7 protein-coding genes are annotated in these 9174 nt (G+C 41.0%); 1 reads left to right on the top strand and 6 read right to left on the bottom strand.

All coding sequences use genetic code 11. The annotated features are described in order from the left end of the window. Positions 1-884: 884 nt before the first annotated feature. The 6 genes from GBI16_RS09735 to GBI16_RS09710 are packed head-to-tail and all read right to left on the bottom strand — an operon-like array spanning position 885 to position 7708. Positions 885-1943 (bottom strand): 2,3-butanediol dehydrogenase, encoded by a 1059-nt coding sequence (locus GBI16_RS09735; RefSeq protein WP_151706997.1) that lies wholly within the window; start codon positions 1941-1943, stop codon positions 885-887. Positions 1944-1964: 21 nt separating this feature from the next. After that, positions 1965-2750 carry an acetoin reductase gene (locus GBI16_RS09730; RefSeq protein WP_086210530.1) on the bottom strand — a complete coding sequence of 262 codons (786 nt, stop codon included), beginning with the start codon at positions 2748-2750 and terminating at the stop codon, positions 1965-1967. An 11-nt stretch (positions 2751-2761) separates the two neighbouring features. Continuing rightward, a complete protein-coding gene (gene lpdA / locus GBI16_RS09725; protein WP_086210529.1) occupies positions 2762-4162 on the bottom strand; it encodes a dihydrolipoyl dehydrogenase in 1401 nt (466 codons plus the stop codon). 11 nt (positions 4163-4173) lie between these two features. Then, positions 4174-5709 carry a 2-oxo acid dehydrogenase subunit E2 gene (locus GBI16_RS09720; protein WP_086210528.1) on the bottom strand — a complete coding sequence of 512 codons (1536 nt, stop codon included), beginning with the start codon at positions 5707-5709 and terminating at the stop codon, positions 4174-4176. Between the two features lies 1 nt (position 5710). Beyond that, on the bottom strand, positions 5711-6730 hold the full coding sequence (locus tag GBI16_RS09715; protein ID WP_004979604.1) for an alpha-ketoacid dehydrogenase subunit beta: 1020 nt from the start codon (positions 6728-6730) through the stop codon (positions 5711-5713). Between the two features lie 15 nt (positions 6731-6745). Further along, a complete protein-coding gene (locus GBI16_RS09710; RefSeq protein ID WP_005237630.1) occupies positions 6746-7708 on the bottom strand; it encodes a thiamine pyrophosphate-dependent dehydrogenase E1 component subunit alpha in 963 nt (320 codons plus the stop codon). Between the two features lie 342 nt (positions 7709-8050). Here GBI16_RS09710 and lipA point away from each other — a divergent pair, with 342 nt between their 5' ends. Then, complete coding sequence (lipA, locus tag GBI16_RS09705) at positions 8051-9025, top strand: lipoyl synthase (RefSeq protein WP_151706996.1); 975 nt, start codon at positions 8051-8053, stop codon at positions 9023-9025. Positions 9026-9174: the final 149 nt, after the last annotated feature.

The following is a 9174-nucleotide window of genomic DNA, read 5'->3' as shown; positions in this document are numbered from 1 at the left end:
GTATCCTCTAGTAAATGGTGATTAATTAATAATCCACTTATAAGTAGCTAAATTTACACATATATAGTAAAAAATCTACATGAGGATATATGGAACACGCCAACGTATTAAAAGTTGAAAAGAGTAAGCTCACTAAGCTGTCATTCAATGATCATGAACACACGACCGATTTCAGTTTTTAAATCATGATTGAAGTGTAATTTCTTTTTTATTGAAAAAAATCAAGATCTAGAGAAATCAGTGGACTTCGGCTACCACAATTAAGCACTTTGGCTGAACCATATAGAACCATTGACCAAGTGCATATCTTTATCGTAGCTAATATTTAACCTCAATATTTTTTAAACAACACATAAAAGTACACTTTAATAATTTTTTACCTACGTAATGATGTTATATAGACAACAGAATTATTATTACACTTAGTTCGTATAATGTATATTATGTTAAATAGAATATCTAAGACTGTAGCCTACGCAACGCAGTTGGTGCTACAGCTCAGCAACGTGAATCTGTAAAATTATATTCACGTTGCTGAGTATCCTAATGAACATAATATACGTTATGCCGAAATCTACGCGCGCAACCGATCAATGTGATGATCGAGTTTTATAAAAAACTGTTTGAGCTGATCTATTTCTCTATCGTTGTCTAATTCTGAATTTTGCAGTTGTTCTAGCACGTTCTCCAGTAGATCGCGCATGTACACATAGTCAGCCTTGGTTAAAACACCCTTTGATCTGTCATAGTTGACTGTTTTGTAAATGTGCTTCAAGTGTCATTTAAAATTTGGAGAAATTATTGATACAAATATTAGAATGAGTCTGCATATACAGACTCATTCTCTGTCACTATGTATTACATAAAGTTGTATCGAAGCCTAACTACGGATGAACAATAATTTTTACAGCAGACTCATTATTGTGAATTAGTGTTTCAAAGCCTTTAGATACAAGATCATCTAATGCAATACGTTGGGTAATAAAAGGTTCTAGATTAATCTTACCTTGCTCGACTAAACAGATTGTTTCCTGATGATCATTGACATAAGCAATCGTGCCACGAATATCTAGCTCTTTCATCACCACACTATGCACATTAATTGTGGCAGGATGGCTCCAAATAGAAACAATGACGACCACCCCTGTTGGTTTCATCGCTGCCACCAGTGTATCCATCACTTTATTAACACTACTACATTCAAAAGCGACATCAACACCACGGTCTTCCGTAATTTTCATCACTTCAGCGACCACATCAACCTTAGATGGATCTAGCACATAATCTGCAACCCCAGCCTCTATCGCTTTTTCTTTACGTTTTGCACTCAATTCAGTAATGATGACCGTGAGACCTTTGGCCTTTAAAATGGCTGATAAGAGTAAACCTATTGGGCCTGCTCCACCAACCAGTGCGATATCACCAGCTTTTGCACCACTTCGTACATAGGCATGATGACCAACGGACAAAGGTTCTATCAATGCTGCTTGGTCTAAGGGAATATCATTTGAAATAGGATGTACCCAACGGCGCTGCACCGCAATTTTTTCAGAAAGACCGCCGCCGCGTCCGCCTAAACCAATAAAGTTCATATTTTTTGATAAATGATATTTATCATTCGGCCCAGTCGGCACATTGTCAGCAATAATGTAGGGTTCAACGACGACATGTTGCCCAATTTGGATATCATCTACACCCTCACCAACTGCATAAACCACGCCTGAAAATTCATGTCCCATTGTTACAGGTGCAGATTCTCCCGAAATTGGGTGTGGATGACCACAAGGTGGAATAAAAATAGGGCCTTCCATGAATTCATGTAAATCTGTACCGCAAATACCGCACCATGCAACTTGAATTCCCACTGTGCCTGGAAGTACTTTCGGTTCAGGGATATCTTCAATTCGAATATCCCCTCGATCATAAAAACGAGCTGCTTTCATTCTGTATTCCTTATGTTGATATTAACGGTAAACCATTCCACCATCTGTCAAAATAGACTGACCTGTAATGTAGTTTGCATCCTCACTGGCTAAAAATGCAACTAATGCAGCCACGTCATCTGGTGTTTCAGCACGTCCTAAAGCAATACCATCTACATATTTTTTATACGTTTGACCAATTGGTGCACCTGTAATTTCAGAGAACCGCTGATCTATTTCGACCCACATATCTGTACCAACAACACCCGGACAATAACTATTTACAGTAATTTCAGCACTGGCATATTCTTTAGCCGCTGCTTGCGTCAATGCACGAACTGCAAATTTAGTTGCCGAATAAACACCGAGTAAAGCAAAACCTTCATGACCTGCAATTGAGCAGGCATTAATAATTTTTCCCGCCTGTTGGCGTTGTTTAAATTTATTTGCTGCGGCTTGAATCCCCCAAAGTACACCACCGACATTGATGTTCATGATTTGGTTAAATTCATTCGGTGTTACTTCTGCTAAAGCTTTGACTTGTGCAATCCCTGCATTATTGATCATGATATCAAAGCCATTAAGTGCCGATTCGGTATGATCAATTGCATGACTGACTTGTATTGGATCTGAAATATCCGCAATAAATGTAGTGGCTTTTACGCCAAAGGCTTCAACCTCTTTTTGAACAACATTTAACTTTTCTTGATGAAGATCGACCAAAGCAATATGAACACGTTCTTGCGCTAAACGTAAGGCAATACCACGTCCAATTCCTTGTGCTGCACCCGTAATTAATGCAACTTTATTGTTTAAACCCCTAGGCATGTTGCGACTCCTTAAATATGAATGGCACGTTGCATTGCCGACAAGACCGACTCATGCATCGCCTCAGATAAAGTAGGATGAGGGAAAATGACCTGTGCTAAGCTTTCATCCGTAGCTTCTAGGTATTTTGCGATGGCAAAACCTTGGATGTGTTCGGTGACTTCATGTCCGACCATGTGAGCACCTAACAATTCACCCGTTTCCTGACTAAAAATGGTTTTAACAAATCCTGCGCTATCGCCCAAAGCCAATGCCTTGCCATTGGCTTGTAAAGGGAACTTACCCACATTGATATTCAAGCCCGCAGCTTTCGCTTTCTGTTCTGTCAAACCAATACTAGCCACTTGCGGATGGGTAAAAATACAGCCCGGAATTTGTGTACGATCTAAAGCATGTACATGACTTAGCCCCGCAATTTTCTCCACACAAAGAATGGCTTCATGACTGGCTTTGTGTGCCAAACAGGGGGCGCCTGCGACATCGCCAATTGCATAAACACCCACAACATTGGTTTTACACCATGAGTCAACTTTGATAAAACCATTCTCAAATTCAACACCCAAAGCGTCTAGGCCCAGATTTTCAGCATTCGGTTTCACGCCAATAGCTGAAAGCACTTTTTCAACGCTAATGATTTGCATACCTGTGGCCGTTTCAATATGACAATGTACTTGAGCCTGATCAGTTTCTATTTTTTTTACGGTCGCTTCGGTTAAAACCTGCATACCCTGCTGTTCAAATTGCTTTTGCACATACTTGGCAACTTCAATGTCTTCGCTAGGGAGAATCTGCTTGGCTATATCAACCAAGGCGACTTGGCAACCTAAGTCTTGGTATAGGCTTGCAAACTCACTGCCTATAGCACCCGAACCAATGACCAGTAAAGATTTTGGTAATTGTTCTGGAACTAAGGCTTCTTTATAACTCCAGACCTGATCACCATCTACAGAAATATGAGGCAAATTGGCCGCACGTGCACCTGTTGCGACAATAATATGCGGTGCAGAAATCTGCTGTTTTTGACCATTTGCATCAGTAAGTTCTAATTGCTCTTTGGCAATAAATTGGGCTGTTGCATTAAAAACAGTGATTTGATTCTTTTTCAATAATTGCCCGATACCTTGCACCAGTTGCTCAGAAACCTGTCTGCTATGACGGACCAGTTTTTGAATGTCAAAATCAACCGCGTTAAGCGTAAAGCCAAACTGCTCTGCATGTTTGAATTGCTGCGCAAGCGCAGCCCCGCTCAATAATGCCTTGGTTGGAATACATCCCCAATTAAGACATACTCCACCTAAGTGTTGTTTTTCAACGATTGCTGTTTTTAATCCCAGTTGCGCTGCGCGAATCGCAGCGACATATCCTCCAGGACCAGCACCAATAACCACAAGATCAAATTGTGTATCTGACATGGCTATTCCTCCTACACCAAAATTAATGCAGGATTTTCGACAAACTGCTTAAATGCCGAAAGGAATTGAGCACCCAACGCACCATCAATGACACGATGATCACAAGACAATGTTGCTGTCACCATTTGACGAACAACAATCTCATCATTTTCGACGACCGCACGTTTCTCTGCTGCACCTAGGGCCAAAATTGCACCTTGAGGTGGGTTAATAATGGCATCAAACTGTTGAATACCAAGCATTCCCAAATTGGAAATGCTGAAACTGCCGCCTTGAAACTCATCAGGTGCTAATTTTCCAGTTTTGGCACGTGTCGCCAGATCACGCATATCATTGGAAATTTGCGCCAAAGATTTACGGTTCGCTGCTTTGATAATTGGCGTGATCAGTCCGTTTTCAATGGCCACAGCAACCGAAATATCAGCCTGTTCAAACTGTAAAATTTGCTGATTTTCTTCATCAAACTGAACATTGACCTGTGGAACTTTGATCAGTGCAGCAGCAGCAGCTTTAATCAGCATATCGTTAACGGAGAGTTTGACTTGCGGTACGGTACTGTTAATTTGCTGACGCAAAGCCTGAACTGACTCAACATTTAAGTCTATCGTTAAGCGAAAATGTGGTGCATTGCGTTTTGCTGCTTGTAGCCGTGCAGCGATTGCTTTACGCATACCATTCATAGCCACGGTGGTGAATTTTGCTGACTCTGTTGGATGCCCATGCTCAGCATGTTGAGCTTGTACAGGGTTTTCACGTTGATAGACTGCTTCAACATCCTCCTTACAGATTCGTCCACGTGAACCCGATGTACGACAATCATGTAAATTAATGCCCCATTGTTTTGCCAAACGGCGGGCTACAGGTGTCGCTAGAACATAACTGTCATCTACTTTAGATTTCGCGGCTTTCGTACTGGCTTGATGACGCACATCTGGCCAAGAACCACCAGCAGCTTGAACCGCGGCCTGAATATCTTGAACACTGATACGGCTTTCACGTCCAGAACCCGTAATCTTAGCCAAGTTCACATTATGCTTTTCAGCCAATTTCAAGGCATGTGGCGTTGCAAAAATATCATCGCTTTGTTGGAAGCCTTGTAACGTAGCAGGAATTGAATATCCACCCTGAGCCACAACTTTTGATGCATGACCAACACTGTTCTGTTTAGGCGTAGCTTGTACTTTGGTTTCAACTTGAGCCGCAGCTACTTTTTCAGGAACCGCTGCTACCGCTTTATGTTCAGTTACAGCAGGTGTTCCACCTAAGGACTGTGCAAATGCTGCAACTTCTGCATCGGAAACTTGAGCGTCTGCACAAATTGCAATGACTCCACCTACAACAAGGGTGTCACCATCTTTAGCAATAATTTTTCGTAGCAAGCCATCAAAAGGTGCCTCCAATACATTGACGATTTTTGTGGTTTCAATTTCACAGATTTCCTGTCCTTTACTAAATTGCGTACCTTCCTGAATCAGCCATTGGGCAATCGTGCCCTCTTCCATGGACAAACCCCATTTTGGGATTTCTAAGGTTTTAATTTCGCTCATCCTAAGCCTCCAACGTCTTACGTACAGCCTGTTCGATGCGTTCTACACTGGGTAGCCATTCTTTTTCTAATACTGGTGAAAATGGTACGGGTGAGTGCGGCGGTGTGACTAATTCGATTGGTGCTTTAAGATAATGAAAGCCTTTCTGGGCAATAAGCGCAGCCACATCATGTCCGAAACCACAACGTGCTGCTGATTCATCTACAATCACCACGCGGCCTGTTGAAGCCACTGACTCTAAAATACCGTCTTCATCTAATGGAGAAATGGTTCGAGGGTCAACCACTTCAACCGAAATGCCTTCTTTTGCGAGCTTATCAGCGACTTCATTGGCACGATGCACCATCAAACTTAAAGCAATAATGGTAATATCAGTGCCTTCACGAGTGTAATTTGCGACACCAAAAGGAATGGTGTAGGCCTCATCTGGCACTTCGCCCTTAATGTCGTACAGCAACTTGTGTTCACAAAAGACCACTGGGTCGTCATCTCGAATGGCTTGAATTAACAATCCTTTGACATCGTAAGCACTAGAAGGCACCACCACTTTTAAGCCTGGCACTGAGGCAAACACGTTATATGGAGACTGGGAGTGCTGCGCTGCGGCAGAAAATCCTGCACCGATCATGCCTCGCACGACGAGTGGTGCTTTAGCTTTGCCACCAAACATGTAGCGGAATTTAGCCGCTTGGTTATACAACATGTCATAACAAACGCCGTAAAAATCCATAAACATTAAATCAGCCACAGGTCTTAAACCCGTTGCAGCAGCACCTGCCGCCATACCAATAATCGCCGACTCTGTAATTGGAGTATCAATGACTCGTTCAGAACCAAATTCAGTCCATAAGCCTTTGGTTACACCAAGTACACCACCAAAACCTTCTAGTTTATTGTCATCGGTATTTTTACCACCATGCCCACCACGAACATCTTCACCGACCACAATGACACTTGGGTCTCGGCGCATTTCTAATTCAATTGCTTCTTTAATCGCATTTCGATAACTTTTATTTGGCATTTTTCTACTATTCCTTTAGTAAGAGACGTAAACATCAGTAAGTAGCTGAGAGACTTCTGGGTATTTAGCTGCACGTGCTTTTGCAACGGCATCGTCTACATTGGCTTTAGACTGGGCATCAATTGCATCCAGTTTGGCTTCCTCAATTTTGCCTTTGACTTTTTCACGGAATATCTTCAATGGATCTTTATGCTCTTTGACATAATCCAGTTCTTCTTTGGAACGGATAAGTCCCGGATCACCTTCAAAATGTCCATAAAAACGGTTGGTTACAGTTTCAATCACACTTGGACCTTCACCACGGCGGGCACGTTCAATGGCTTTTTGTGCAACTTCATACACAGCAAAAAAGTCTGTTCCGTCTACCTTTTCAGCAGGTAAGCCAAAACCTGCTGCTCGACCTGCAATATCTTTACTGCCTACGGCATAATCATGTGCAGTACCTTCACCAAAACCGTTATTTTCAAAAACAAAAATGACAGGGAGCTTTAACACCACAGCCATATTAATGGCTTCAAAAGTTAAGCCCTGATTTGACCCACCATCCCCCGTAAATGACAGACCAATCCCACCATTCTTGAGTGTTTTGGCGCTTAAAGCAGCCCCAATCGCTAAAGGTGGGCCACCACCCACAATACCGTTTGCACCGAGCATGCCTTTATCTAAGTCCGCAATGTGCATTGAGCCGCCTTTACCACGACACAAACCATCATCTTTACCAAAAATTTCTAGCATCATGGCGTGAATGTCACAGCCCTTAGCAATACAATGACCATGCCCACGATGCGTTGATGTAATGAAGTCCTTATCTGTTAAATTTTCACAAATCCCGACTGCAACAGCTTCCTCACCGCTATATAAATGGATGAAACCGGGAATATCACCAGTATTGTTTTCATCGTGAAGTCGATCCTCAAATTCACGAATGTCGCGCATTCTTTTGTATGCTGCTAGCAATTGCTCTTCCGTTAATTGCATATCTTTGTTCCTTATTAACTACGCTTAAAAGAAAATCCAAAAATGAAGGGTTGGATTTTTAAACCGTATATTTATATAAAGATATTCTTATTCAATTTAATATTAGACTAAAAAAATATAATGCATAAAAAGATAAGATAAATATGAAAAACAAAAAGTTATGGGATTAAATTTTTTTGTAAAATTTTACAATAGTTCAATCACATATAAAAACAAACCTTTAACCAACCTTTGTTTTATATGATAAGTTTTTTGCACTATTTTAATATTATTGTCGCAACTGAAAGAGCTTATTTAATATGAAATTCTATATAAATTAATTTAAATAATGGAGTGTTTAAAATGGATTTAAATAACACAGTATTAACAGGAAAGAAGTTACGTGGCGCTGAAAAAATGGCACGTATTCCGATTAAAGTTATTCCGACAGAAACGGCGCCCAAAAAACCAGAATGGATTCGTACTAAAATCAGTCAACCAGAAGAAGTACAAATCATCAAGGATTTACTACGACAACAAAAACTACATACCGTTTGTGAAGAAGCGGCTTGCCCTAATTTGCCTCAATGCTTTAGCGGTGGAACTGCAACGTTTATGATCATGGGAGATATTTGTACCCGACGTTGTCCTTTTTGTGATGTTGCTCACGGTCGACCAAATGTATTGGATCTTAATGAGCCCAAGCATCTGGCTGAAACAGTCAAGAATCTAAACTTAAAGTATGTCGTGATTACTTCTGTTGATCGAGACGACTTAAAAGATGGTGGTGCACAGCATTTTGCTGATTGTATTCGAGAAATTCGTCAAACCAGTCCAGAGACTTTGATCGAAATTTTAGTTCCTGATTTTCGTGGTCGTGCAGATATTGCCCTTAAGATTCTGAGCCAAAACCCACCGGATGTCTTTAACCACAATATTGAAACCGTTCCACGTCTATATAAAGCCATGCGACCGGGATCTAACTATCAGCACTCGTTGGATTTACTCCAGAAATTTAAACACTACTGTCCAGATATCCCAACCAAATGTGGTTTGATGGTCGGTTTGGGAGAGGTTGAGGCTGAGGTTATCGTGTTGTTAAATGATTTGAAAGATTATCAAGTTGACTATGTCACAATTGGTCAATACTTACAGCCATCCAAGTCTCACGCGCCAATTCATCGCTTTGTTACATTACAAGAGTTTAAGCATTATCAAACTCATGGAGAGCGCTTGGCGTTTAAAAACATTTGGAGTGCGCCATTAGTGAGATCAAGTTATTTTGCTGACCGTCAGTATTATGGCGAGTCTGTACCTGCCCCATATATACGTGAATGACTTTTCATTATTTACATGCTTCATTGATAAATATGACAGTTACGTTTATTAACATTTCAGATGGAAATAGTCATTTTCAGCCCATAAGAACACTTTTAAAGTAATCTAAAGGTACAGAAAGCTAAATTGAGATGGTTTAATAAACCAAA

The organism is Acinetobacter sp. TUM15064, from assembly GCF_008980265.1.
Taxonomy (GTDB): domain Bacteria; phylum Pseudomonadota; class Gammaproteobacteria; order Pseudomonadales; family Moraxellaceae; genus Acinetobacter.
Note: the sequence above shows the minus strand (reverse complement) of the source record. Positions and strands in the feature narration are given on the sequence as shown.

Coding starts and splice junctions, on each gene's coding strand:
- GBI16_RS09735 (WP_151706997.1), bottom strand. CDS start 1,943: ATGAAAGCAGCTCGTTTTTATGATCGAGGGGATATTCGAATTGAAGAT.
- GBI16_RS09730 (WP_086210530.1), bottom strand. CDS start 2,750: ATGCCTAGGGGTTTAAACAATAAAGTTGCATTAATTACGGGTGCAGCA.
- lpdA (WP_086210529.1), bottom strand. CDS start 4,162: ATGTCAGATACACAATTTGATCTTGTGGTTATTGGTGCTGGTCCTGGA.
- GBI16_RS09720 (WP_086210528.1), bottom strand. CDS start 5,709: ATGAGCGAAATTAAAACCTTAGAAATCCCAAAATGGGGTTTGTCCATG.
- GBI16_RS09715 (WP_004979604.1), bottom strand. CDS start 6,730: ATGCCAAATAAAAGTTATCGAAATGCGATTAAAGAAGCAATTGAATTA.
- GBI16_RS09710 (WP_005237630.1), bottom strand. CDS start 7,708: ATGCAATTAACGGAAGAGCAATTGCTAGCAGCATACAAAAGAATGCGC.
- lipA (WP_151706996.1), top strand. CDS start 8,051: ATGGATTTAAATAACACAGTATTAACAGGAAAGAAGTTACGTGGCGCT.